A 24,686-nucleotide genomic window follows, 5' to 3' on the forward strand; every position below is an offset into this window, starting at 1 on the left:
TGGCGGGTGATCGCCTACCTGACCAGAAGACACAGGAGGTTTGGCATGTTCACCGGGATCATCACCGATATTGGCATCGTTCGCGCGGTCGAGATGCGCGGCGACATGCGGGCGCGGATCGGTTGCGGCTATGATATGGCGGGGGTCGATATGGGCGCCTCGATCTCTTGTGACGGCGTCTGTCTGACGGTTGTTGCCAAAGGCGATGACTGGTTCGATGTCGATATATCGGCCGAGACCCTGTCAAAGACGAATATCGGTGCGAATGGCTGGCAGAACGGCAAACGGCTGAACCTTGAACGCGCGTTGCGTGTCGGGGATGAGCTTGGCGGCCATATTGTCAGCGGCCATGTCGATGGCGTGGCGCGGGTGACCGAATTGCGCGATGAGGGCGACAGCCTGCGTCTGGTCTTCGAGGCTCCGGCGGATCTGGCGCGGTTCGTGGCCCCCAAGGGCTCGGTCGCGCTGAACGGCACCTCGCTGACGGTGAACGAGGTCGAGGGCAACCGTTTCGGCGTCAACCTGATCCCGCATACGCAAGAGGTCACCACCTGGGGCGATGTGGAGCTTGGCGACAGCATCAATCTGGAAATCGACACGCTGGCGCGTTACGTCGCCCGGCTGGCCGAGGCGCAGGCACAGGCATGATGGCCGGGATCGGGCATAATAACGGACCGCAGATCGAGGGCGCAGGCTGGCGGGCGCATTGCTGGCGGCAGGCGCGCGCCGCTTTGTTGCCGGTGTTGCCGGTCGAAGTGGTGCGGCTGCGGGTCAGGCGCGCGCAGGCGCTTGGGCTGGAATACAAGACCTATGCCGGTATCCGGGCCACCACGGGCCGCGATCTGATTGCCTTTCTGTTCTCGTCCAACGCGCTTGGCGTCTTTCGCGACGGCGCGCCGCTGGCAGCCGGACGTCCCGACCGGCTGGCTGCAAGCGCTGCCGATCTGCATCTGGCATCCGGGCCGGGGCTGAACCCTGCGGTGCTGGCGCAGCGGATCGGGGCAATCTCGGCACTGGAGATGCCGGGCTTCGGGACAAGCTGGTCGGTGATGCGGCGGGACGTAAAGGACTGGCTACGCGGGCAGGGGCTTAGCGGCGATGCAGTGCTGATGATCGGCGAGACCGCGCATGAGCAGGAACTGATGGCGGCGGGCGGTTTGGCCGGGTTCGTTTCGGGCGCGCGCTATTTCGGCGACAGCGTTCGGGCGTTGTGAACCGCCGGGCAGGGCTTGACGCGCGGCGCTTTTGCGGCCATTGCCGACGGCCTGTTTCAGCGAATGAGCCACGTTCACCGATGGCATCGTTTTGCGCTATGATCTACGAGACCGAATGGCCGGATATGGCCACGGATCAGGACGGAAGGGACCGGGCATGAGTGCCACGGATGACAAGGCCAAGGCAAAGAAGGATAACCGTCGCGCATTGAGCAGCGGCGCGCGCCTTTACGCGGTGCAGGCCCTGTTCCAGATGGAGGCGATGGGCCAGTCGGCTGATCGCGTCACCCGCGAGTTTCAAACCTGGCGCATCGGCGCCGAGGACGAAGAAGGCCAGTATGTCGAGGCGGATGATGCGTTGTTCAATCGCATTGTCGGCGATGCCGTGACCTGGCAGTCGAAGATCGATCAGGCGACGGATCGCGGGCTGGTGGCGAAATGGCCGATTGCACGCATCGATCCGGTGTTGCGCGCGCTGTTCCGCGCCGCGGGGGCAGAGTTGGTGATGCCGAAGACGCCACCGAAAGTGGTCATCACCGAATATGTCCGGCTGGCCGAAGCCTTCTTCCCGGAAGGAAAAGAGCCGAAATTCGTGAATGCGGTTCTGGATCACGTCGCCCGCGAATTGCGCCCGGACGCCTTCTGACCGCCAAGACCGCTTTCCTAAATATGAAAGGCCCTGCCGCAAGGCAGGGCCTTTGTCTTGGACGCGTCGGATAATCCCGCATTCCACGGAGCGTCGGATCGGCGGGATCATGGGCCACACACATTCCAGCGCGAAACGACTCGCGCTTCCCCTGAGGTATCTTAGCACGCCATATCGGCAGGGAACCGACATGACTTTTTAGACAATTGATGAACTGGCGGGTTTGCTAGATACCTTAAGCTGTGGTCGGAGACGGCCCGAACATCATCATGTCGTGTCTAATGTGCAACAATCAGGCCGGCGTGAATGTGTCATATTTCTGCCTATTAATTAATCAAACACGGGAATATTTCACAAATATCAAGAACGGAAAGCGAACTCTATAGTTTTGCGTTAACCATTTCATTCGCGTTATGAGTGCGTTCCAAGATCGCCTGATCGGTTCCGTTTTCAATCTTCACGCTCTTATGTCGGCATGATTCAGCGCATTCACGAACGGCGGGGAAACGCTCACTTTTTCGGGACTTTTTGCTATTAGGCCCCCCCCTTTGAACCCAAGGGGAGGCTGAATTATTTCCTCTGCAGCAGAGATGCTCTGGTGCCAGCAAGTGCCAGACAACTGAAACTCAGCTTCGTGAGGATAAAATGAAAAAAGTTACGCTGCTGACCGGCACCGCTCTCGTCTTGGCACTGTCGGCTCCGGCATTTGCACAAACCGAAATCGCGGCAGGCGCCGATGCGACCGGCATTTCGGCCATCAACGACCGCATCATCGATGTGGAAGACGCTGTTCAGGACGATTTCGACCGTGACGCAGACGCCGAGCGCTTTGGCCCGGCCGACCGTCGTCAGGGTCTGTTTGGTTCGGTCGCGCTGACCTATGCAGGCAGCACCGGCAACACCGACAGCCAGGACTTCTCGCTGGCCGGTCGTGTGTCGCACAACCAGGGCCCCTGGGCTCAGTCGGTTGGCATGCTGATCGAATTCGGTGAAGACGATCGTGGCAACAAGGACAAAGAAGAAGTGTCGGCCATCTATGACGGTCAATACTACTTCAACGACCAGTTCTACGCCTTCCTGTTGGGCCGCTTCACCGTTGACGGTCTTGCCAATGGCACCGCCGACTATGACGGTCAGCCGGACAGCGAAATCGCAGAGAAACTGGGCGATTACGCACGTGATGGCTTCATCGGCGTTGGTCCGGGTTACCGCGTAATCAACAACGAATCCACCACCTGGCGCGTCCAGGCTGGTATCGGCTACCGCTACACCCAAACGGGTGCGCAGAAGTCGGGCTGGACCTTTGACGAAAACGGCAACCGTGTTGATGTGACCGACTCGTCGGATAGCGGCGTCGGCTATATCGTGTCGTCGCGTCTGTACCATCGCTTCAACGACACGGTGTTCATCACCAATGACACCGACTACCTGTCGTCGAAAGACTCGGATGACGTAATCACCAACCAATTCGGTGTGAACTTCCAGATGTCGGACCAACTGGCCACTCGCGTCAGCTACACGACCGAATATCAGGAAAACCGTCCGATCCGTACCGACAACACGCTGGGCGTCTCGGTGGTTTACGGCTTCTGATCCAATCCCTCGGATCTCAAGTCTCTCTGGAAGGGCGGCCGCAAGGTCGCCCTTTTCCGTTTTTCCCGGCAGATCAGCGCATGAAAAAACCGCCGCTGCCATAGGGCAGGGCGGTTCTATCTTGTGGCGGGAACCGCAGCGACCGCGGCGGCGCGAAATTTCCCGAAAGCCTGGATTACCAGGTGGGCGCCAGGTAACGTAACCAGGGTCACGTCAGAGCCAGCCCCCTCGGAAAAGTTATAGGCCAGTGGAAAAATGGCCACGCGCGGGAAGAGCAGAAGCCCGCCTGCACCCAGAGATAAGCGGCAATCGGCGCCGTTTCAAGCAAGCATCATCGCAAGTCTCTCCGGGCAGGGCACTTGCAGGATGTTTCGTTTTCGTTCTATCCTTGGCGAATGGAACCGACCCTGCCACCCATGCCCGCCTTGCCGGGACAACGCCTTCAGCGCGGCGTGGCGCGGCTGCTGCGCAGTCTGGATCATGCGGTCCTGACCGAGTTTGTGCCGTCGCGCGGGCTGCGCGTCGATGTGATCAGCCTCAGCCCCAAGGGCGAGGTCTGGGTGATCGAATGCAAAAGCTGCCGTGCGGATTTTGCCAGTGACCGGAAATGGCAGAGCTATCTTGACTGGTGCGACCGCTATTTCTGGGCGATCGACTGCGATTTCCCGGTCGATCTGCTGCCCGAGGATGCGGGCCTGATCCTGGCCGACCCCTATGGCGGAGAAATTCAGCGCATGGCGCCCGAGGCAAAACTGGCTGGAGCACGCCGAAACAAAGTGCTGCGCGACTTTGCCCGCGCGGCGGCGTTGCGTTTGCAGGGGCTGACCGATCCCGAATCGATCAGCGCCGGGGTTTATTAGGCTTACCGCCCGACTTGCCTTTGCCGCCCATGCTGCGGGCGGCCTCGGCTGCGGCAAGCAGTTCCTCGGCAATCTCGGTCGCTTCTTCGGGGTCGAAATCCAGCGGCAAGTCGATGCCGTTGCCCTCGACATAGATACGCACCATGCCCTGATCGGTCGGCCCAACCTGCAGATTGGCGGCGGTATCGCTTTGGCTGTTGATGCTCACGGGCTTATCCTCATTCTCGCTGACGCTTTCTCTAGCGCGACGACGATTTCGCGGCAAGTCGGGCTTGCAACCACACCGATCCGGCGTTAGAGAACGCATCCGTGCCGCCTTAGCTCAGCCGGTTAGAGCGCTAGATTGTGGATCTAGAGGTCCCCCGTTCGAGCCGGGGAGGCGGTACCATCAAAACTCTCCCGCCCGAACTTTCTCCAAACGGTATCACTTAGCATCCGTATCTCTTATTTCCGCTCGCCGTGATGGTGTAGCGTCCGCCGCGTGGTCCGACATAGCAGCGTCTGGACGATCTCGGGGCAGGAGTGGCTCGTGTCGGTGCCGCCTGCACCGCGCGAGACCGTCTGTAGTTGCTCACGCTTGTTCGTAGAGTAGTGCCCCATTCACAAGCATTGCCGTCGCCGTCGCGGTCCAGCCCGTGCGGATCGGACACCGGCCCTCCCTCGTTCAGGAAAAAGCGCTGCGCCGCTGCCGAACTTGCAAAGTCGGAGCAGTTCTTGTCACCCGTCCGCGCTTCTGCTCTTGCATAGATAGCGCTGCCAACAGTGCCTCCGGTTCTACGCCCGATGTATTCATCGGCCAAAGGCGATTGGGTTGCGCCACGCACGCCGAGCTCGGCCTCGATCTCCATGATTTTTCGAGTGTCGTTCGTCCGCGATAGCTCGGCCCACAAAGTCGGTGTGGATAGATACTGAAAGCCGTCGGGTGCGGGCGGGCTGCCACACGCTGCCAACCCCGTAAGCGTCAAAGCAGCAAAGAATATTCTCATTGTTAACACTCCCCCAACAGAACTTCTGCACTATGGATTGCATTAACGATTCGTTAACTATTAATTCAAACGAATAGCCTGAAGGCAATTTCTTCACATATCAGTGCGACCTACTTCGTTTTTTTCTGTGCTGCGGAACAATGACCGATTGCGGGTGTTGAGGTCCCGAAGGTGAAGTTGACACCAGAAAGGACAAGAAAATGGCAAACCCCAAGGACACGGCAGAAAACCTGAAACGCGATGCCCGCGAAGTGGTGCGCGAGACCAAGGACGAGCTGCGCGACGGTGCGCGCCGTGTGGCCGATGACGTGCGTGAGACCGCAGATCGCCTGAGCAGCAATGCCAATGTGGATCGCCTGAAAGAGCGCGGTGCCGAACTGGCGCAAAGCGTGCGTGATACGGGTCGCGAATATGCCGAACATGCCCGTGAGGTCGGCGAGGAATATGCCGGTCGCGCCCGCGCCGAGGCAGAGCGTCTTTATGAGACCGGCCAGAAAAAGGCTCGCGATGTCGCGCATTATGCCGAAGATCGCTATGACGAGGTCTCGGATCTGGTGCGTCGTCATCCCGCTCAGGCGCTTGGCATCGCGGCGGGGGTCGGCTTTCTGGTCGGCCTGATTCTGGCTCGCCGCTGAGCAAGCAATGTTTGACTATGCGCAGAGACTGAAACTCGCACTGGGCGACACCGCCCGGCGCACCGGCCTGAAGGTCGGGGCAGGAGCGGTGCTGGTCGTCGGTCTGGGTTTTCTGCTGGCGGCTTTGTGGTCCTGGCTTGCGCATGATCTGGACTGGGGCCCAACGTTTGCCTCGCTGACGGTCGGCGGGGGCTTCATCCTGATCGCGCTGATCCTGCTTTTGATGGCGCGTAAGCCGAAGCATGTGATGCCCACCTCGGACGATCTGAAGCGAGAGGTCGAGGCAAGGGTGACACTGGCCAAGGAAGCTGCCGTCGAACGGGTCCGGGGCGAGGCGAACCGCGTTCTGGATATGGCCGGGAACAAGGCCACGTCGCTGATGGACGATGCCAGCTATCGGGCCAACAAGCTTGCCAGTGATGCCGAGCGTAAGGTCATGGGCGTGGCGCAGTCTGTCGGACTGACCTCGGACCGGCTGTCAGCGGCGGGCGACAAGGTCGCGCGCGCCAGTGACAGCAATGCCGGAAGCATGGCGAAGCTGCTTGGGGCTTTTGCGGTAGGCGTCACGCTGGCCGCCAAACTTCAAGAAAGGCGGCGTTCGCCGGGTCGCACACGTCGCGAGGATTATGACGAGGATGACTTCGTCTGATTGCCGATCAGAAACAGAAAGGGCCGCGTTTCGCACGCGGCCCTTTTTCTATGCACCGATCTGGAAGTTGTTCAGGCGTTGGCTTCGCGGATCTTTTCGGCGGCTTCCTTGTTATAGGCGACGCCTTTCTGATCGAACAGTTGATCCAGTTCGCCCGACAGCGTCATCTCGGTCACGATATCGCAGCCGCCGACGAATTCGCCCTTCACATAGAGCTGCGGAATGGTCGGCCAGTCCGAGAAATCCTTGATGCCCTGACGGATACCGTCATCGGCCAGCACGTTCACGTCCTGAAAATCGACGCCCATATAGTTGAGCACACCGGCCACGCGGCTGGAAAACCCGCATTGCGGCATTTCCTTGGTGCCTTTCATGAACAGAACCACGTCGCTGGTATCGACGATGTTCTGGATTTGCGTGTTCACCTCGGTCACTTCGCTCATCGCGTCAGTCCTTTGTTGTCTCTGCGGCCCGGTCTTGTGGGCTTGAATCGGTCTCGTAGGGCAGGGGTTCAGTCAGGCGCCTTGGTGGTCAGTGCCAAGGCGTGCAATTCGCCCGCCTTGCCGTCCATCTTGCCCTGCAGCGCGGCATAGACGGCCCGCTGCTGCTGAACCCGGTTTTGACCACGGAAGCTTTCATCGATCACCTCTGCCGAATAGTGGTTTCCGTCCCCGGCAAGATCGGTGATGGTGATCTGTGCATCGGGAAAGGCCGCGCGAATGAGGGTTTCGATGTCGTGGGCTTCCATCGCCATGGCTGAATCCTTGTTGCCGTTACGAATGATGTAGGGGATGCGCTCAGTGCTCGCAAGTCTGCGGCAAAACGGCCGCGCAGATTCTGCACGGCCGTTCGTCTTTATTGCCTGATCGGGGTCACTGTGCGGTGGCCGCACCAACTGTCCCGCCGACCACGGCGCCAACCGGCCCGGCCACAACCGCACCGCCAACGCCGCCGGTCGCCGCACGTTCGGTCGCGTTATCGCCGCAAGCCGCAAGCGTCAGGAACAAAACCCCCAGAACAGCCGTCGCATATCGTTTCATCCTCGTTATCCTTTCTGACAGCAAAGTGAAAATAGCTTCAGAAAGATGACGCCCGAAGCCGCCCGGAAGTTCCGCAGGGCAGGGTGGGCAGACAGCCCCGCGACATCGCATAAAAAATCTGATGGTTATGTTTTTTACAGAATATGTCTATATTAAAGTCAATTTTTGGACTATATATATACTATAGGTTATGAAAACAACTCTTAATTGTATGACCCATGTTCAGCATCCCGTGTTACATCCGGCCCATCGAAACAGGGTCATGCCCGGGAGGAGAAAGATGACGCTCACAAAGAAAACAGTCCGCACGATGTTGGCCGGGGCGATGCTGCTGATGTCGGCGGCGGCGGTCTCGGCGCAGGATTTCAAGGTGACGTTGCTGGGCACCGCAACCCCGGCGCCACGACCCGACCGCTTCGGACCTTCGACGCTGATCGAGGCAGGGGATCAGAAGGTTCTGATCGATGCAGGGCGCGGCGCGACGATCCGGCTGTGGCAGATGCGTATCCCGATCGGATCGCTGGACGCGGTTCTGCTGACGCATTTCCACTCGGACCACACCGGCGGCATGCCCGATCTGTGGCTGACCGGCTGGATCGGCACGCCCTATGGTGGCCGAAGCGAGCCGTTCAACGTGATCGGACCGGCCGGGACGCAGCAATTGATGGACGGCCTGAAGACCGCCTATGACGACGACGTTCAGATCCGTCTGGTGGATGAGGGCAACCCGGTCGAGGGGATCGAGATCGCGGTCGAAGAATTCACCGAAGAAGGCGTCGTCTATGATCGCGGCGGCCTGAAGGTGCGGGCGATTGAAGTCGATCACGGTGACCATATCTCGCCGAATTACGGCTATGTCGCCGAATATGGTGGCCGCAAGGTGGTGATCTCGGGCGACACCAAGTTCGATCCAAACACCATCGAGAATGGCAGGGGGGCCGACCTGATCATCAACACCGTCGCCACCGCCCATCCCGAAGTCCGCAAGCAAGAGCATGCAGGCCGCGTTCTGGCGCACCACATCTCGCCACAGGAAGCAGGCACGGTTTTTAACGAGATTCAGCCCAAGCTGGCCGTCTATACGCATATCGTGCGCCTGTCGGACAAAGAGCATCCCGAACCGACCATCGCCGATATCGTGAACGACACCCGCGAAACCTATACGGGTCCGCTGACGGTTGGCGAGGATTTGATGACCTTCGACATCCGCGCCGACGGCATCGCGACCTATATGGCCGCTGCGCGCTAAGGCTCGACCGAAAGAATTACGCGCCCGGTTCTCTGCTGTCGGAGAGCCGGGCGTTTGCATCCGCGTGGCAGAGCAGGCTGCACAACCGGCAGTATCAGTTATCTTGATAATCTGTATTATGGAATATAAATCTTAACATCGCAACTGGCCCGCCGGTTCTTGTCGCGTTAGGATCGCGCGGCATTGATGCTTCACCAGGAGGTTCTGATGGCGGTCTCACCACCAATCTGCGACTTTGGAGCGCCCTGGCACGATTTCTCGTTGCCCGGTGTCGATGGCACGATATGGACGCTGGATGACGTCAAAGGTCAGAACGGCACGTTGGTCATGTTCATCTGCAATCATTGCCCTTACGTCCAGTCGATCTTGGATCGCGTCGTCCGCGACGCCAAAGAGATGCAGAATGCCGGGATCGGCGTCGTTGCGATTTCGGCCAATGATGTCGCAGAATATCCGCAGGACGGCCCAGAGGAAATGCGCAGCGAGGCGCGACGGCGCGGCTTTACCTTTCCGTATCTTTATGATGAATCTCAAGAAGTTGCGCGGTCTTATGGAGCCGAATGCACACCGGATTTCTTTGGCTACAACGCTGAAGGTCAACTGAACTACCGTGGCAGGTTCGATTCCTCGACCCGAAAGGCCGGTCCAGAGGATGCGCGCAAGGAATTGCTAGAGGCGATGTTGTTGATTGCCCGAACCGGAACGGGGCCGGAAGATCAAATCCCATCAATGGGTTGCTCGATAAAGTGGAAAACTGCATGAATGTCTGTATGGCACCCTGCCCGGTCGTCTTCGATCTTGATGGAACGCTGATTGACAGCGCGCCGGATATCCATGCCAGCGTCAATGCGACCCTGCAGCAGTTTCAGTTGGACCCGCTGACGCTTGATCAGGTGCGCAGTTTCATTGGTGGCGGCGTCGAGGTGCTGTGGCAGAAGATCATCGCGGCGTTGCAGCTTCAACCATCGATGCAGGCGGATCTGATTGCCGCATTCATGAACCGCTACCACGACGCGACCGGGCTGACCCGGCTTTATCCCGGCGTTCGCGAAGCTCTGAGCGTGCTGGCCGATCGGGGTCATCCGCTGGGCATCTGCACCAATAAACCGGCGGCGGTGACAGCAACGATCCTTGATCATTTCGGCATCCGCGATCTGTTCGGGGTGATCGTCGGTGGCGACACGCTGCCACAAAAGAAGCCCGATCCGGCGCCGCTGCGGAAGGCCTTGCAGGATCTGGGCGCGCATCCGACCGCGCCGCAGGCGATCTATGTCGGCGACAGCGAATTTGACGCGGCCTGCGCCGAGGCAGTTCCGGTACCGTTTCTGCTGTTCCGGCTGGGCTATCGACAGACACCTGAAGAGCAACTGACCCACCGTGCCGCCTTCAACGAGTTCTCCGAATTGCCGGAATTGATCGCGACATTCGCCGAGGCGTGAATCCCTCTTGTCCAAGGCTTCCGCCTTGCGGCATGTTGCGCCCGGCGCGCTTGACATTCAAAGGCGCTTCGCCTCATTCGGAACAGCTTGCCAGCGGAAGGCTTCACATGGATCTTCGTCAACTCAGCCCCGATCTTGCGGTTTCGCCCCAAATCCAGCCCGAGGATGTGCCGGTTCTGGCGCAGTCAGGCTTCAAGGTTTTGGTGAACAATCGCCCCGATGACGAAATCGGCGCCATCGACCACGAGGTGATGGCCGAGGCGGCGCGCGCGGCGGGGATGGAATATCACTACCTGCCCTTCCATCCGGGCCAGATCACCCCCGACCTGATCGAAGGTTTCGGCGAAGCGACATCCGGCAAAGGCCCGGTCATCGCCTTCTGCCGGTCGGGCAATCGCTGCACGGTTCTATGGGCGCTCAATCAGGCGGGCAAACTGCCCGAAGCCGAACTTCTTCAAACAGCCGCCGATGCCGGCTACGATCTGACCGGAGTGATGCCGCTGGTCGCCTCGCTTGCCGGTAAAAACGCCTGAGGGTCAGGCTGGCACGTCCAGCGCGCGTTTTACATTCGCGGTCCAGCCCAGCAGCCGAAGATCGCCCGCAACAATCGCCGGGCGTTTCATCACGCTGGGCTTTTCGCCCATCATCGTCACCGGATCGGCGGCGCGCTGATCCTCGGACATGCCGCGCCATGTCAGGCTGGCGCGGTTGATGATCTTGTCGCTGAAATCATCGGCCAGGCTTTGGCGTTCGGCCTGCGACAGCGGCTCTTTCTGGACATCGCGAAACGCCACATTCCAGCCATGTGCCTCCAGCTCTGCCTGCGCCTTCTGGCAGGTCGAGCAATGGGCAAGTCCGAACATTTTCAAAGTCTTGGTCATGATATCCTCAGATCAGGGGAACAAGAGGAACGCCGCAGGCCGACAGGGCAAACAGGCTGGCAAGGGCGAAGAACAGGCGCATTCACGGCTCCGAAAAGAAGGTTTCGGGCTTTATGCGCGCCCTGCCCCGCCCCCACAAGTCACAAAGCCGCAGATTACAGATCCGCCCGGTCATGGCTGCTGTGCAGACCGCGTTTGACCCGGCGCATCCCCCACCACGCGAACAGCACCACCAGCGGCGTCAGCCCGGCGATCAGATAGGCCTTGTCGATCCCGCTGCGATGGGCCAGCGGATAAAGCGCATAGCCCAGCAGCCCGACCGCGTAATAGCTGATCGCCACGACCGACAGCCCCTCGACCGTGTGCTGTAGCCGCAATTGCAGATCGGCGCGGCGGTCCATCCGTTCCAGCAGTGACTGGTTCTGCGCCGATCGTTCGACATCAACCCGCGTGCGCAGCAATTCCCCGGCCCGCGTGGCGCGTTCCAGCATGGTTTTCAGCCGCGCCTCGGCCGATTTGACCGTCCGCATGGCGGGTTGATAGCGGCGGCGCATGAATTCGGTCAGCATCTGCCGGTCAAGGAAACGCTCTTCGCGCAATGCCTCGATCCGGTCCATCACGATGGCCTCATAGGCGGTATTGGCCCCGAAGCGGAAGGAATGCTGCACGGCCTGCGCCTCAAGCTCGCCGGACACGGCCAGCAATTCATGCAGCAGTTTATCGGCGGGCTGGTTGTCGTCGGTCATCGCATCGACAATCGCCGACAGGCGCGGATCAAGCTCGTTCAGGAGACGCGACAGCGACCGGGCGCGGCCCAGTCCCAGCATCGACATGGCGCGATAGGTTTCAAGCTCCAGCAGCCGGTGAACGATGCGTCCGATCCGGCCCTCGCCTGTATCCGGGCGGACAAAGACCGCGAAACGCATCCAGCCATCGGCATCGATGCGGAAATCCCCGGCGATCAGCGCCGCGCCTTCCAGCACCCAGACGACGGTCAGGCTTTCGCGGGCGAACCAGTCGCCGATCCGGGCCATCACCTCTGCCGGATCTTCGGGCAGAAGATCGATCTGCACCATCACCGCAGCGACCCGTTTGCCCGGCGCATTGGCCTGCCATTCCTCGGAAAAGATCGAGGCGGCGCTTGGGTCGAAAGGCCGGATCGGCAGACCGGGATTGGTGGCCATATAGGTCACGAATTCGGTATGGCTTTCCCATTTCAGATCATGGCGACCCACCCGCCCTTGATAGTGATGCTCTTCGGGGTCGGGACGCGGGCCGCCATGCCGGTTGGTCAGTTCGCTCAGATGCGCCATATCCAGCGAGCGGTCGCGGTTGGCGGCATCGTGCAGTTCCTTAAAGGCCACGAAAACTGCCGTGGCCGGAGCTTTGAAGCGCGGAGAGGGCCGGGCGTGAAGTTCATTGACCAGCGCGTAACGCAGGGGGTGTTCTGTAGCCGGGCCCAATCCATGCTCCTGTCATTCGCGGCGGGTCAGCACGATATACAGCACCCCGCCCAGCACCGCACCAATCAGCCAGCCGATGCCGGAAAGCGCGGCAAGAGCGGGCAGCCACACCGTTCCGATAGAGAACAGCGCCGCGATTCCCACTGCCACAATCGCCCGCGTGTTCCAACCCTGATCATAGTAGCAACTGCCCGACGGATCGGTGGTGAACAACTCGTCCATCGGCACCTTCTGTTTCCTGAGCACATAGAAATCGGCGATCAGGATGCCGTAGAGCGGGGCAAGGATCGCGCCCAGCGTCTCGACGAACATGGCGATCCCGATTTTCGAGATCAGCGCCACCCACAGCCCCCCGATAATGAAGGCAATCGCCGCAGTAATCAGCCCGCCCGTCCGGGCGCTGATTTTCGAGGGTGACAGGTTGGCGATGTCATAGGCCGCCGGGACGAAGTTCGCGACAAGGTTGATGCCGACGGTTGCGATGAAGAAGGTGAAGGCGGCAACCAGCGTCAGCGTCAGGTTGTCGACCCGCGCGACCAGTTCGGTCGGATCGGTCAGCCGTTCACCGAACAGCACGACGCCGCCAGCCGTGATGAACAGTGCGATGAAGGAAAAGAATGCCATCGACACCGGCAGGCCCCAGAAATTGCCGATCCGCATTTCCCGCTCGGTCTTCACGAAGCGAGAGAAATCGCCGAAATTGATCACCACGGCGGCGAAATAGGCGACCATCGTGCCAACCACCGCAATGAAGCCGAGGATCTGGTTCCGTCCGCCCTCTTCCGCCTGGAAGATGGTGCCGATCTCGGCCCAGATGCCATTGCCGACCTGCCACCAGATCATCAGCGCCAGCACGATCATCACCACATAGACGAACGGGCCGGCCCAGTTCAGGAACCGCCCGACCCAGTTGATCCCCATCAGGAACAACCCGATCTGGAACACCGCGACGATGACATAGGCGATCCAGTCCACCCCGCTCATCCCAAGGAAGCCCCCTGCCCCGGCGCCCGGCTCGATCCCGAACAACGCGCGGATCGCCAGCGCCACAGCGGTCGAGGCGAAATAGGTCTGCACCCCATACCAGAAGATCGCGACGATCCCCCGGATCAGCGCCGGAAACCGCGCGCCCTTCACCCCCATCGACAGCCGCGCCATCACCGCATAGGGCACCCCGTAGCGAACCGAGGGCCGGCCTGAGAGGTTCACCAGCCACATCACCAGAAAGCCCGAGAAAACGATCGCCGCAAAGGTCAGCCAGCCGTTCAGCCCGTAGCTGAGAAACAGCGACGCGGCGAGCGTATAGCCAAAAAGGCTTTGAATATCATTGTTCCAGACGTTGAAGATCTCGAACCAGCCCCAGCTTCGTTTTGCGTGGGGGACCGGGGCCAGATCGTCATTATAGAGCGACGGATCACCGCTCTGGATATGGGTGAAGTCCTGATGATCCATCTTGCGCGCTCCTGTTTCCTGATCGGAACAGTTCAGCGCGCATCGCCCGACCGATCAAGTATCACTGAAGCGTGATAACCGCTAAAGCAGAAGAAACAGTTTCTCTGCATCTTTCCTTGACTGGATGCTTTCGGACCGGGCTATGGGCGAATCGCGGGCCTATCCTGCCGGATCAAAGGCGCTTCGTCCAAAGCCCGCAGCCTCGAACCGTGCCCAGATCTGACTGTGCAGGTCGGGACTGTGGAGATCAAGGCAATGTTTTGTAAAATACCAGTAAAGATAGCGGGAAAAATCGTGATCCCCGGCAAGCTGCGCCTGCAGGGTCGGCCCGAAATCTTCCGGCGCGGTGATGGTTCCGGCCTGATGATGAAAGTCCGACCGCGCGAACAGGATCGCCGGGATGCCGCACATGAACCCCTCCAGCGCGACGGTAGAGTTCTGCGAGATCGTCACCGCCGAGGCTTGCAGGATGTCATAGACATTCGCCTCGGCGATCAGAATGCGCCGGTCACGCCGCGCCATGTCGCGCAGCAGCGCCAGATCATAGGCATCGCTGGCCAAGGGATGCGGTTTGACGATGACGCGCCGGTCGCCAGCCTGATCCATGACGATGGACAGCATCTCGAAATCGTCCATCCGCGCGGCCCCCGAGGATTGCGGATAGCTACCCTGCATGAACACCGCCAGCGCGCCCGCCGGAAAGCTGCGCCGATCCCCCGGCTGATCGTATTTCGAGCGGCGCTTGCGTGCGTATCGGTCTCGCAGCGTCTCGACAAAATCGCGCGCCTGATCCGGGTCGATCGCGTCCGGGTCAAAGGCCTGATCTCCAATCGAGGAGAAGGCTTTCACCCCCATCGGGTCCAGATGCCAGTATTCCCAGAAATAGGCGACACCGGCATTCAGCACGCCGGGTGCGGAAACAGATCTGTCGTCGATGATATGCAGGTTGCCATCCGCGAAACGGTCATCGGCTATGGTCCGCGTGCCCACGCGAATATCCCGGTCGCGTTGGCGAAGGGTCAGCGTAATCCCCTGACGCCGGGCCAGATCGTCGATCACGCGGTAGAGGCTCAGATGCCAGCCGTCCAATGCGCGGCCAAGATCGCTCTCTTTCAGATGAATGACGATCTGGGTCATGCACGCTCCGGCGTCGAGGCGATGTGGAAGTGACGATATGAAAACGGGCACGCGCGATGCGTGCCCGTTTCCTGAATTTGCGCCACCTTAGTCGATCATCGGCAGCAGCTTGTTGATCGAATCCTTGGCGTCGCCATAGAACATCCGGGTGTTCTCTTTGTAGAACAACGGGTTCTCGATCCCGGAATAGCCGGTCCCCTGCCCGCGTTTGCTGACAAAGACCTGCTTTGCCTTCCAGACTTCCAGCACCGGCATCCCGGCAATCGGGCTGTTCGGATCGTCCTGCGCCGCCGGGTTCACGATGTCGTTCGAGCCGATGATGATCACCACGTCGGTCGAGGGGAAATCGTCGTTGATCTCATCCATCTCCAGCACGATGTCATAAGGCACCTTCGCCTCGGCCAGCAGCACGTTCATATGGCCGGGCAGACGCCCCGCGACCGGGTGGATGGCGAAACGCACCTCTTTCCCTGCCGCGCGCAGCTTGCGGGTCAACTCGCTGACTGCGCCCTGCGCCTGCGCCACCGCCATGCCGTAACCCGGCACGATGACCACGCTGTCCGCCTCGTTCAGGGCTGCGGCGACGCCGTCTGCATCGATGGCGATCTGCTCGCCCTCGATCTCTGCCGCCGGGCCGGTCTCGCCGCCGAAGCCGCCAAGGATCACGCTGACGAAGTTGCGGTTCATCGCCTTGCACATGATGTAGCTGAGGATCGCACCGGACGAGCCGACCAGCGCGCCGGTCACGATCAGCAGGTCATTGCCCAGCGTGAAGCCGATGGCAGCGGCGGCCCAGCCGGAATAACTGTTCAGCATCGACACCACGACCGGCATATCGGCGCCGCCGATGCCCATGATCAGGTGCCAGCCGATGAAGAAGGCCAGAAGCGTGATCAGGATCAGCCAGAACACCGCCGGGCCGACGCCGGTAAAGTAAAGCACGCCCAACAGGATCGACAAAGCCAGCGCGGCGGCGTTCAGCATATGCCCGCCCGACAGCTTCTTCGGTTTGCCATCGACACGGCCCGACAGCTTGCCAAAAGCCACGACCGAGCCGGTAAAGGTCACTGCGCCGATGAAGATGCCCAGAAACACCTCGATCTTCAGCATGGCGATTTCGGCGGGGGTCTTGTGGGCCAGAACGGCGGCGAAGCCGTGGAAGTCAACGACCACGCCTTCGGCCTTGGCGCGCAGCACGCGACCCAGCTCGATCTGGGCGTTGAAGCCGACAAAGACCGCCGCCAGACCGACCAGCGAATGCATTGCCGCGACCAGTTGCGGCATCTCGGTCATCTGCACGCGCTGTGCCACGACCCAACCGATGCCGCCGCCGATGGCGATCATGATCAGCGACAGGAACCAATTGCCCGCGCCGGGCCCGAACAACGTGGCGGCAACCGCCAGCGCCATCCCGGCGATCCCGTACCAGATGGCGCGCTTGGCGCTTTCCTGACCCGACAACCCGCCCAGCGAGAGGATGAACAACACGGCGGCAATGACATAGGCCGCGGTGGTAAACCCGTATTCCATAGGTCCCTCTCCCTTACGATCTCTGGAACATTGCCAGCATGCGGCGGGTGACCATGAAGCCACCGAAGATATTGACGCCCGCCATCAGCACCGCCAGCGCCCCCAGCAACACCACCCACCAAGAGCCGGAACCGATCTGCATCAGCGCGCCCAGAATGATGATCGAGGAAATCGCATTGGTGACGGCCATCAGCGGCGTATGCAGCGAATGGGCCACGTTCCAGATGACCTTGAAGCCGATGAAACAGGCCAGCACGAAGACGATGAAATGCTGCATGAAGCTGAACGGCGCGACCAGCCCGATCAGCAACAGAACCACGGCGCCCCCGGCCAGCAACCCGACCTGACTGCGGGTTTCGGCCTGAAACGCGGCCAGTTCGGCGGCCTTGCGCTGTTCGACCGTCAGTTCCTTCTTCTTCTCTTTCGGCTTCTGTGCCGCAATCGCCGCGATCTTTGGCGGGGGTGGCGGCCAGGTCACGTCATGATCGTGGGTCACGGTCGCGCCCCGGATCACGTCGTCTTCCATGTTGTGATCGATCACGCCATCTTTCTTTGGCGTAAGATCAGTCATGAAGTGCCTGATATTGTTTCCATAAAGCTCGGACGCCTGCGTGCCCATCCGCGACGGGAAATCGGTATAGCCGATGATGGTCACGCCATTTTCGGTCACGAAACGCTCGTCCGGGATGGTCAGCTCGCAATTGCCGCCCTTTTCGGCGGCAAGGTCCACGATGACGCTGCCGGGCTTCATCGCCTCGACCATGTCGCGGGTCCACAGCTTCGGAGCGTCGCGACCGGGGATCAGCGCGGTGGTGATGACCACATCCATCTGCGGCGCAAGCTCGCGGAATTTGGCAAGCTGCTTTTCACGGAATTCCGGGCTGGACGGCGCGGCATAGCCGCCTGTCGCGGCCCCGTCCTGCGCCTGTTCTTCGAAATCAAGGAACACGAATTCGGCGCCCATCGATTCGATCTGCTCGGCCACTTCCGGGCGCACATCGAAGGCATAGACCTGCGCGCCAAGGCTGACCGAGGTGCCGATGGCCGCCAGACCCGCAACCCCTGCCCCGACGACCAGCACCTTGGCCGGCGGCACCTTGCCCGCCGCCGTCACCTGCCCGGTGAAGAAGCGGCCAAAGTTATTCGCGGCCTCGATCACCGAACGGTAACCGGCGATATTCGCCATCGAAGAAAGCGCATCCATCTTCTGCGCCCGGCTGATCCGGGGGACCATGTCCATGGCGATAGCGGTGACGCCCTTATCCTTGGCAAGCGCAAGCAATTCGGGGTTCTGGCCGGGATAGAAGAAGGAAATCAGCGTCTGGCCGTCCTTCATCTGATGCAATTCTTCTTCGGTCGGCTGACGCACCTTGGCGACCACATCGACCGCACCGATCAGCGCGGCGGCACCCGGTTCGACCGTCACCCCTGCTGCGCGATAATCATCGTCCGAAAAACCGGACCGGACGCCCGCGCCTCCTTCGACGAAAACCTCATGCCCCAGCTTTTGCAGGTGCGCGGCCGAAGATGGCGTAATCGCCACCCTTGCCTCACCCTCAAAAACCTCCGTCAACGCGCCTATCTTCATGGTCTGCGCCCTCGCTGGTTCCGATGTCGCAGATGCATAGCACTGCGCAACAAAGTTTCACAAGTGTGTGTTCGACCTATTCAGAGATTATAATGGAGTGATTGCTCTGCCTCAGGCAGCGCAACAAAAAACCGCCCGCAGATAGCTGCGGACGGTCTTGTCGCCGGGCCTTGCGGCCTTTGGCGGATCAGTTGGCCGGAGCCGGGGTCGTGGTGCTGTCAGCATCCGGTGCCGGAGTGGCCGGGGGCGTGGTGGCGGCGGGCTCTTCGACCGAGATCGCATCATCCACGGCATCGGCTGCATCGCTTGCAGCGTCCTGCGCGGCGTCTGCGGCATTGCCCGCTGCATCGGCAGCAGCGTCGGCGGCATTACCAGCAGCTTCAGCGGCGTTATCGACCGCCTCGCCTGCCGAAGTTGCCGCGTCATCGGCGGCAGCGCCTGCCGCATCGACGGCATTGTCGGCTGCGGTTGCAGCGTCGTCAGCGGCGGCACCAGCAGCGTCGGCGGCACTGTCAGCCGCAGCAGCAGCGTCATCCGCAGCAGCATCGGTCGCAGCGGCTGCATCATCAGCGGCAGCGTCGGTTGCGGCAGCGGCGTCATCGGCAGCGGCATCAGCTTCCGAGGCAGCGCTGTCAGCAGCGGCTTCCGCATCATCCGCAGCAGCTTCTGCATCGGCGGCGGCTTCTGCGTCGTCGGCTGCAGCCTCGGCGGGTGCGTCGGTGGTGGTCACGGTGGTGGTGTCGCCTTCGACGGCCACATCATCGTTGCCCATGAAGCGCTGCAGGACGAAATAGGCCAGGGCCAGCGCCAGAAGCACGCCGATGATCAGCGGCAAAGGCGAGGACCGACGCTCGACCGGCTCGACATAGGTTTCCTTGGAAACTGCCGGTTCATCGACCGGCGGAATGGGACGGTTCGGATCGTTCGGGTCTTGGGTCATTGCTGGCCTCCAGTTTTTCTCTTTGCAGACACCGGTTTAGCGTCTCTGTCGGTCTGCTTTAGCAAATGTGTCATGTCAATCATTCGCATATGCAGAACCACCCGACTTGCGACCCGGCTCTCAGGCGATTAACACCTTGCGAAAGCTCGGGTTCCGCCAAAGCGAACAGCTTTTTTCAGTTGGAGGATGCGATGAACCGCCCCGAAGGCCAGAATGCGCGATATCTTGCCGATTATCAGCCTTATCCCTTCATCCTGTCGCATACCGCGCTGGATTTCACGCTTGTCCCTGATGCGACGATTGTCAGGGCGACTTTAAGCCTTGCCCCGCGCGATGCTGCGACCGGTGTGGATCTGGTGCTGGATGGCGGCAAGGATGTGCAGCTTCTGCGCCTGACCATCAACGGCGCCGAGGCCGATCCGGCCCATGTGACCCGCGACGATGAGGCGTTGACCATCGCCGCCGCCGCCCTGCCCTCTGGTCCTTTCACCCTGGAAACAGAGGTGCAGATCGACCCGTCGGCCAATACCGCTTTCGAGGGGCTTTATATCTCGGGCGGCATGTTCTGCACCCAATGCGAGGCCGAGGGTTTCCGCCACATCACCTTCTGTCCCGACCGCCCCGATGTCATGGCGACCTTCGATGTGACCATCCACAGCGACAAGCCGGTTCTCTTGTCGAACGGCAACCCGGTCAGCCAGACCGAAGGTCACGCCGAATGGCACGACCCCTGGCCCAAGCCCGCTTATCTTTTCGCGCTGGTCGCGGGCGATCTGGTGGCGATCAGCGACAGTTTCACCACCCTTTCGGGTCGCAATGTCGCGCTGAATGTCTGGGTCCGTCCGGGGGATGAGGATCGCGCCGGGTTCGCCATGGAATCGCTGATCAAGTCGATGAAATGGGACGAGGATGTCTATGGTCGCGAATATGACCTTGATGTCTTTAACATCGTCGCCGTCGATGATTTCAACATGGGCGCGATGGAGAACAAGGGGCTGAACATCTTCAACTCGAAGCTGGTTCTTGCCTCGCCCGAGACTGCCACCGATCTGGATTACGAACGGATCGAAGGCGTCATCGCCCATGAATATTTCCACAACTGGACCGGCAACCGCATCACCTGCCGCGACTGGTTCCAGCTTTGCCTGAAGGAAGGGCTGACCGTCTTCCGCGATCAGCAATTCACCAGTGATATGCGCTCGGCGGCGGTGAAGCGGATCGAGGATGTCCGCACCCTCCGCGCCCGCCAGTTCCGCGAGGATCAGGGACCGCTGGCCCATCCCCCGCGCCCCGATCATTACGAAGAGATCAACAATTTCTACACCGCCACCGTCTATGAAAAAGGCGCCGAGGTGATCGGCATGCTGAAGCGGCTGGTTGGCGATGACGGCTACCGGGCGGCGCTGGACCTTTATTTCGACCGCCACGATGGTGACGCGGCCACGATCGAGGATTGGCTGAAGGTGTTCGAAGACGCCACCGGCCGCGATCTGGCGCAGTTCAAGCGCTGGTACACGGATGCGGGCACGCCGCGCCTGACCATGCGCGAGGACTGGGCCGAGGGCACCGCAGGCGGCACGCTGACGCTGACCTTCACCCAGGAAACCCCGCCGACGCCCGGCCAGTCCGACAAACAGCCACGGGTGATCCCGATTGCCGTGGGGCTGATCGGTCCGAACGGTGACGAGGTCGCACCGACCCGCGTGCTGGAGATGACGGAAACCGAGCAATCGTTCGCCTTCGACAATCTCGGCGCGCGCCCGGTGGTTTCGGCGCTTCGCGGCTTCTCGGCCCCGGTGGTGCTGGACCGCCAGATCGACGATCCGACCCGCGCCTTCCTTCTGGCCCATGACACCGACCCCTTTGCCCGGTGGGAAGCGGGCCGCGATCTGGCCCTGTCGGCGCTGGTCGCGCTGTCCCAAGGTCAGCCGGGCGGTGACGATTATATCGACGCCATTGGCCGCCTGATCGCCGATCAGGATGCCGATCCCGCCTTCCGCGCCCTTTGCCTTGCGCTGCCGGGCGAGGAAGAGGTGGCGACCCGCCTTTACGATCTGGGCGCGACACCCGATCCCGATGCCATCCACGCCGCCCGCGAAGGTCTTGCCCGCCGCGTGGCCGAGGCGCATCAGGATCTGCTGTCAGAGATCTATGACCGCATGGTCGTCTCGGGCAGCTATTCGCCCGATGCCGAAGCGGCGGCGAAACGGTCGCTGCGTATCGCGGCGCTGCAACTCTTGAACCGGATCGACAATGGCGAGCGGGCCGAGATCCTGTTCGGCATCGCCGGCAATATGACCGAGCGGATGGCGGCCTTGGCCTGCCTGATCGCACGCGGCCGCGGCCAGACCGCGCTTCAGGTGCTGGAAGAGGAATTCGGCGATAACCGGCTGGTCATGGATAAATGGTTCACTGTTCAGCCGATGGCCGCCCCGCCCGCCGATGCTGCGGCGATTGCGGCCAAGCTGGCGAAACTGCCCGGCTTCGACTGGAAGAACCCGAACCGCTTCCGCGCGCTGATCGGCGGGCTGACTGCCAATCATGCAGGTTTTCACGCGGCGGACGGCGCGGGATATGACTTCGTCGCCGACTGGCTGATGAAGATGGACAAGGTCAATCCGCAGATCGCCGCCCGCATGTCCACCGCCTTCGAGACATGGCCGCGCTATGATGAAACCAGACGCGCCAAGGCATTGGCGGCACTGGAACAAATCGCCGCGATCGAGGGTTTGAGTCGTAATACCCGCGAGATGGTCTCGCGGATGATCGCCGCCGGTCAATAGCGCCGCTTGTGGTCAGGAAATGGTCAAGGCAGAATATCCCTGATGGAAGACCGATACGCCGAGGCAAGGGCCGATATGCAGGCCCGACTTGACCCGCTGATCGCAGAGCGGGCCCCGTGGCTTTTTTCCGGCAAGGCCCATCACCGCGCCGCGCAATGGCTGATGATGCGCCTGCTGCGCTATCCGCGCACCCTGCAACTGGGGGCCGAGGTCCGCGATCTGCCGACCGCTGAAATCATGCGCCGCGTGGCGGATCTGATGGTGCGCGACGTGCAGGTGGAAGGGATGGAACATATCCCGACGACCGGCCCGGCGCTGATCGTTTCGAACCACCCGACCGGGATTGCCGACGGCATTGTCATGCATGCGCTGATCTCGCAGATCCGCGACGATCTCTTCGTCTATGCCAATCACGACATGATCCGCGTCTTGCCGCAGATGGTGGACCTGATCGCGGGCGTCGAATGGCGCGTAGAAAAGCGCAGCCATGCCAAGACCAAGGCGACGATGGATTACACCCGAGAGGCTTTGGGCGCAGGCCGGATCGGGCTGATCTTCCCCTCTGGCCGTCTGGCCAAGCGCACCGGCCTGACCTTGCACGAACGCCCATGGATGGCCAGCGCGGCAATGATCGCGCGCAAATTCGACGTTCCGGTGATCCCGCTGCGGATCCGGGCGCGCAATTCGCTGCTGTTCTATGCGCTGGACGCGATCCATCCGACCTTGCGCGATGTGACGCTGTTCAACGAGGTGCTGAACAAGGCCCGCCAGCCCTACCGGGTGACCGTCGGTGCGCCGCTTGATCCGTCAACCCTGCCGAAAGGCAGCGAGGATGCGATTGCGGTGATGCGTGATGCGGTGCTGGCCCTGCCCGCCCCCGGTCCCGACGCGGCGCGGCTGATGCAAGAGCGAGGCCGGGTGCGTCTGGTCAGAGGGTCGCAGAAGATCGCCTGAACCGCAGCGGCAGGTCATCCTGGCCTACATATTCAAAAGGGGCGGTTTCCCGCCCCTTTTTCTTCCGCACACGGGCCACATTCAGCGCGCGGATTCGCGGATGACCTCACCTTGCGGATCAAGCTCCAGCAGGACGGGTTCGCCATCCGGGTTGGTTGCCTCGAGAACGATGCGCGGACCCTGCGGACGCAGGAAACCGAAATCGCTGTAACCTGCCTCGGTCAGGGTCCGGTTCACATCGACCGGATCAAAGCTGGGCTCTGCCATCCGGCGATGCTCGCCGCGGCGACCTTCGCCCCGAGGCCCATCCCCGCGACGCCCTTCGCCACGATGACCATCCGGCCCGCCGCGTCCTTCGCGGTGCCAGCCATCGCCACCGCGCGGACCGTGATCGCCATACCGCCGGTCACCACGTTCGCGGTCACCCTCGCGGCCAAAGCGCAGAACCCGGCCCTCGGGATCGAAAACCGCGCCCATATCCTCGCCCTCGGCATCCTCGCCCTTGACCACGAACACGTCGCGCGCCTTGGCGACTTCCTCGATCAGCGAGAATTGCGAGAAGACATCGGAATCGCGAACCGCCTGCGGCAGGATCGAGCGGACCAGCTCATCCGGCACAGCGGCGTCCTCGAACTCGACGCCGATCAAGGCGTGGGACGGATCGAACTTGGCTTCCAGATCGTCGCCGCTTTCCAGCTTGCCCTTGACCTCGAAATGGTCGGGCCGGAATTCGATCTCTTCGAATTCGGCGAACAGAGCCATGATCTCATGGTTCCGAACCGCCTCGGGCAAAAGCTGGTCCAGCACCGATTGCGGCAGCGGACCACCTTCGGCCTCGATATCGATCACATTGCCCTGAAGGTCGATCTTTGCCTCGATCTCGACCCCGTCAGATGTGCGCCCCTCGACCTCGCGGATGCCGTGGCGTTTGGTCTTCACCTCCAGATCGGTCAGGTTCAGCCCGGTCAGCACTGCTGGCAAAGCGTCGGCGGGGGCCGTCGCATCCGGTGCCGGGGGTGGCGTCTCTTGTGCATATACAGCGCCGCCGGTCGCTGCGATCAGCGCCAGAACCGCCGCCGTGGTCGAGAGCTTGCCTGTCATCATTCCTTTACCCTTTCATCTTGCGGATACTGGCACTGCCAGACCCGGACGAATCGCTTTTACGCCACCCGACCCGAATGAAAGACAAACATGCCGTTTCGGTTCCGTTTGGTTTGTAACCCTTAGATTTCATCTCATGCGCCCGTTGATCCGCCCCATTTTGACCGTCCTGATGCTGGCATTGGCCGCCCCTGCAGCCCTGCCCGCCTTTGCGCAGCAATTGCCGCCGGAACCCGATGGCACCCTGCTGCCGCATAGCGACAGGTTCCGCCCGCTGCCCTTCCACGAGATCGCGACCCTGGTCGGCGAACGTTATGCAGGCCGGATGCTGGCCGCGCAGACCCGCCAGCCCAGCCCGGAAGAACGTGCATCGGGGGCGCAACTGGTCTATGAATTCCGCCTTCTGACGCCGCAGCGCAATCTGCTGATCATCCGCCTTGACGCCCGCACCGGACGGTTTCTGGATGTCGCCGGGCGCGGACAGATCAAGGCGCGGATCAGACCCGGTATCGGTGCTGGTGCAGTGGCGCGGGACAGATAGTGATA

Annotated in this window: 27 protein-coding genes and 1 tRNA gene; 15 read left to right on the forward strand and 13 right to left on the reverse strand. The window is 61.3% G+C overall.

All coding sequences use genetic code 11. From position 1 onward, the window contains the following. The first annotated feature begins 45 nt into the window (after positions 1 to 45). The 5 genes from JJJ17_RS15215 to JJJ17_RS15235 all read left to right on the forward strand — a co-directional run bounded on the left by JJJ17_RS15215 (position 46) and on the right by JJJ17_RS15235 (position 4,313). Positions 46 to 648: a riboflavin synthase gene (locus JJJ17_RS15215; protein WP_200687908.1), complete on the forward strand. Its 603-nt coding sequence runs from the start codon at positions 46 to 48 to the stop codon at positions 646 to 648. Next, positions 645 to 1,214: a hypothetical protein gene (locus tag JJJ17_RS15220; RefSeq protein ID WP_325168825.1), complete on the forward strand. Its 570-nt coding sequence runs from the start codon at positions 645 to 647 to the stop codon at positions 1,212 to 1,214. Before JJJ17_RS15215 ends, JJJ17_RS15220 begins: the two co-directional genes overlap by 4 nt. A gap of 157 nt (positions 1,215 to 1,371) precedes the next feature. After that, complete coding sequence (gene nusB / locus JJJ17_RS15225; protein WP_200687910.1) at positions 1,372 to 1,860, forward strand: transcription antitermination factor NusB; 489 nt, start codon at positions 1,372 to 1,374, stop codon at positions 1,858 to 1,860. 645 nt (positions 1,861 to 2,505) lie between these two features. Then, complete coding sequence (locus JJJ17_RS15230) at positions 2,506 to 3,453, forward strand: DUF481 domain-containing protein (RefSeq protein WP_200687912.1); 948 nt, start codon at positions 2,506 to 2,508, stop codon at positions 3,451 to 3,453. A gap of 395 nt (positions 3,454 to 3,848) precedes the next feature. Then, a complete protein-coding gene (locus tag JJJ17_RS15235) occupies positions 3,849 to 4,313 on the forward strand; it encodes an MmcB family DNA repair protein (protein WP_234464140.1) in 465 nt (154 codons plus the stop codon). On the opposite strand, the gene JJJ17_RS15240 is transcribed toward JJJ17_RS15235, so the two are convergent. Beyond that, positions 4,294 to 4,521, reverse strand: a complete 228-nt coding sequence (locus JJJ17_RS15240; RefSeq protein ID WP_200687914.1) for a DUF6324 family protein — start codon at positions 4,519 to 4,521, stop codon at positions 4,294 to 4,296. The two genes, JJJ17_RS15235 and JJJ17_RS15240, sit on opposite strands and share 20 nt — an antisense overlap. A gap of 103 nt (positions 4,522 to 4,624) precedes the next feature. Here JJJ17_RS15240 and JJJ17_RS15245 point away from each other — a divergent pair. After that, a tRNA-His gene (locus JJJ17_RS15245) sits at positions 4,625 to 4,701 on the forward strand. Positions 4,702 to 4,741: 40 nt separating this feature from the next. On the opposite strand, the gene JJJ17_RS20710 is transcribed toward JJJ17_RS15245, so the two are convergent. After that, positions 4,742 to 5,299, reverse strand: a complete 558-nt coding sequence (locus tag JJJ17_RS20710) for an excalibur calcium-binding domain-containing protein (protein WP_200687916.1) — start codon at positions 5,297 to 5,299, stop codon at positions 4,742 to 4,744. A 200-nt stretch (positions 5,300 to 5,499) separates the two neighbouring features. Here JJJ17_RS20710 and JJJ17_RS15255 point away from each other — a divergent pair, with 200 nt between their 5' ends. Together JJJ17_RS15255 and JJJ17_RS15260 are read left to right on the forward strand one after the other, a co-directional pair. Continuing rightward, positions 5,500 to 5,934, forward strand: coding sequence for a DUF883 family protein (locus tag JJJ17_RS15255; protein WP_200687918.1), 435 nt, complete (start codon positions 5,500 to 5,502; stop codon positions 5,932 to 5,934). A gap of 7 nt (positions 5,935 to 5,941) precedes the next feature. Next, on the forward strand, positions 5,942 to 6,583 hold the full coding sequence (locus JJJ17_RS15260) for a phage holin family protein (RefSeq protein ID WP_200687920.1): 642 nt from the start codon (positions 5,942 to 5,944) through the stop codon (positions 6,581 to 6,583). 71 nt (positions 6,584 to 6,654) lie between these two features. Here the strand turns inward: JJJ17_RS15260 and grxD are convergent, their stop codons facing one another. From grxD to JJJ17_RS15275, 3 genes are all read right to left on the reverse strand, one after another. Then, positions 6,655 to 7,026 carry a Grx4 family monothiol glutaredoxin gene (gene grxD / locus JJJ17_RS15265; RefSeq protein WP_200687922.1) on the reverse strand — a complete coding sequence of 124 codons (372 nt, stop codon included), beginning with the start codon at positions 7,024 to 7,026 and terminating at the stop codon, positions 6,655 to 6,657. A gap of 68 nt (positions 7,027 to 7,094) precedes the next feature. Next, positions 7,095 to 7,337: a BolA/IbaG family iron-sulfur metabolism protein gene (locus JJJ17_RS15270; protein ID WP_200687924.1), complete on the reverse strand. Its 243-nt coding sequence runs from the start codon at positions 7,335 to 7,337 to the stop codon at positions 7,095 to 7,097. A gap of 118 nt (positions 7,338 to 7,455) precedes the next feature. Further along, complete coding sequence (locus tag JJJ17_RS15275) at positions 7,456 to 7,623, reverse strand: hypothetical protein (protein ID WP_200687926.1); 168 nt, start codon at positions 7,621 to 7,623, stop codon at positions 7,456 to 7,458. A gap of 280 nt (positions 7,624 to 7,903) precedes the next feature. Here JJJ17_RS15275 and JJJ17_RS15280 point away from each other — a divergent pair, with 280 nt between their 5' ends. The 4 genes from JJJ17_RS15280 to JJJ17_RS15295 all read left to right on the forward strand — a co-directional run bounded on the left by JJJ17_RS15280 (position 7,904) and on the right by JJJ17_RS15295 (position 10,844). Then, the gene (locus tag JJJ17_RS15280; RefSeq protein WP_200687928.1) at positions 7,904 to 8,872 is read left to right on the forward strand and encodes an MBL fold metallo-hydrolase; all 969 of its coding nucleotides are present in this window, start codon (positions 7,904 to 7,906) and stop codon (positions 8,870 to 8,872) included. A 207-nt stretch (positions 8,873 to 9,079) separates the two neighbouring features. After that, positions 9,080 to 9,634, forward strand: a complete 555-nt coding sequence (locus tag JJJ17_RS15285; protein ID WP_200687930.1) for a thioredoxin family protein — start codon at positions 9,080 to 9,082, stop codon at positions 9,632 to 9,634. Beyond that, positions 9,631 to 10,311, forward strand: a complete 681-nt coding sequence (gph, locus tag JJJ17_RS15290; protein WP_200687932.1) for a phosphoglycolate phosphatase — start codon at positions 9,631 to 9,633, stop codon at positions 10,309 to 10,311. The genes JJJ17_RS15285 and gph overlap by 4 nt, the downstream gene beginning before the upstream one ends. 107 nt (positions 10,312 to 10,418) lie before the next feature. Continuing rightward, positions 10,419 to 10,844 carry a TIGR01244 family sulfur transferase gene (locus tag JJJ17_RS15295; RefSeq protein WP_200687934.1) on the forward strand — a complete coding sequence of 142 codons (426 nt, stop codon included), beginning with the start codon at positions 10,419 to 10,421 and terminating at the stop codon, positions 10,842 to 10,844. A 3-nt stretch (positions 10,845 to 10,847) separates the two neighbouring features. On the opposite strand, the gene JJJ17_RS15300 is transcribed toward JJJ17_RS15295, so the two are convergent. The 7 genes from JJJ17_RS15300 to JJJ17_RS15330 all read right to left on the reverse strand — a co-directional run bounded on the left by JJJ17_RS15300 (position 10,848) and on the right by JJJ17_RS15330 (position 19,302). Next, a complete protein-coding gene (locus tag JJJ17_RS15300; protein WP_234464141.1) occupies positions 10,848 to 11,192 on the reverse strand; it encodes an arsenate reductase family protein in 345 nt (114 codons plus the stop codon). Positions 11,193 to 11,347: 155 nt separating this feature from the next. Next, positions 11,348 to 12,655 (reverse strand): DUF3422 family protein, encoded by a 1,308-nt coding sequence (locus JJJ17_RS15305; protein ID WP_200687936.1) that lies wholly within the window; start codon positions 12,653 to 12,655, stop codon positions 11,348 to 11,350. 12 nt (positions 12,656 to 12,667) lie between these two features. Beyond that, positions 12,668 to 14,107 (reverse strand): NCS1 family nucleobase:cation symporter-1, encoded by a 1,440-nt coding sequence (locus JJJ17_RS15310; protein WP_200687938.1) that lies wholly within the window; start codon positions 14,105 to 14,107, stop codon positions 12,668 to 12,670. A gap of 159 nt (positions 14,108 to 14,266) precedes the next feature. Continuing rightward, entirely contained in the window at positions 14,267 to 15,244 is a 978-nt protein-coding gene (locus tag JJJ17_RS15315) for a hypothetical protein (RefSeq protein WP_200687940.1), read from the reverse strand. Positions 15,245 to 15,331: 87 nt separating this feature from the next. Further along, positions 15,332 to 16,774, reverse strand: a complete 1,443-nt coding sequence (locus tag JJJ17_RS15320) for an NAD(P)(+) transhydrogenase (Re/Si-specific) subunit beta (RefSeq protein WP_200687942.1) — start codon at positions 16,772 to 16,774, stop codon at positions 15,332 to 15,334. Positions 16,775 to 16,787: 13 nt separating this feature from the next. Further along, positions 16,788 to 18,362 (reverse strand): Re/Si-specific NAD(P)(+) transhydrogenase subunit alpha, encoded by a 1,575-nt coding sequence (locus JJJ17_RS15325; RefSeq protein WP_200687945.1) that lies wholly within the window; start codon positions 18,360 to 18,362, stop codon positions 16,788 to 16,790. Between the two features lie 187 nt (positions 18,363 to 18,549). After that, the gene (locus tag JJJ17_RS15330; RefSeq protein WP_200687947.1) at positions 18,550 to 19,302 is read right to left on the reverse strand and encodes a hypothetical protein; all 753 of its coding nucleotides are present in this window, start codon (positions 19,300 to 19,302) and stop codon (positions 18,550 to 18,552) included. Positions 19,303 to 19,493: 191 nt separating this feature from the next. Here JJJ17_RS15330 and pepN point away from each other — a divergent pair, with 191 nt between their 5' ends. Together pepN and JJJ17_RS15340 are read left to right on the forward strand one after the other, a co-directional pair. Beyond that, positions 19,494 to 22,085 carry an aminopeptidase N gene (gene pepN, locus JJJ17_RS15335; RefSeq protein WP_200687949.1) on the forward strand — a complete coding sequence of 864 codons (2,592 nt, stop codon included), beginning with the start codon at positions 19,494 to 19,496 and terminating at the stop codon, positions 22,083 to 22,085. Positions 22,086 to 22,127: 42 nt separating this feature from the next. Further along, positions 22,128 to 23,039, forward strand: a complete 912-nt coding sequence (locus tag JJJ17_RS15340; protein ID WP_234464142.1) for a 1-acyl-sn-glycerol-3-phosphate acyltransferase — start codon at positions 22,128 to 22,130, stop codon at positions 23,037 to 23,039. A gap of 81 nt (positions 23,040 to 23,120) precedes the next feature. On the opposite strand, the gene JJJ17_RS15345 is transcribed toward JJJ17_RS15340, so the two are convergent. Continuing rightward, entirely contained in the window at positions 23,121 to 24,143 is a 1,023-nt protein-coding gene (locus tag JJJ17_RS15345; protein ID WP_200687951.1) for a hypothetical protein, read from the reverse strand. Between the two features lie 142 nt (positions 24,144 to 24,285). On the opposite strand from JJJ17_RS15345, the gene JJJ17_RS15350 reads away from it, so the two are divergent. Continuing rightward, a complete protein-coding gene (locus tag JJJ17_RS15350) occupies positions 24,286 to 24,681 on the forward strand; it encodes a PepSY domain-containing protein (RefSeq protein WP_200687953.1) in 396 nt (131 codons plus the stop codon). Positions 24,682 to 24,686: the final 5 nt, after the last annotated feature.

The sequence above is a fragment of the Paracoccus caeni genome, from assembly GCF_016629665.1.
GTDB classification, from domain to species: domain Bacteria; phylum Pseudomonadota; class Alphaproteobacteria; order Rhodobacterales; family Rhodobacteraceae; genus Paracoccus; species Paracoccus caeni.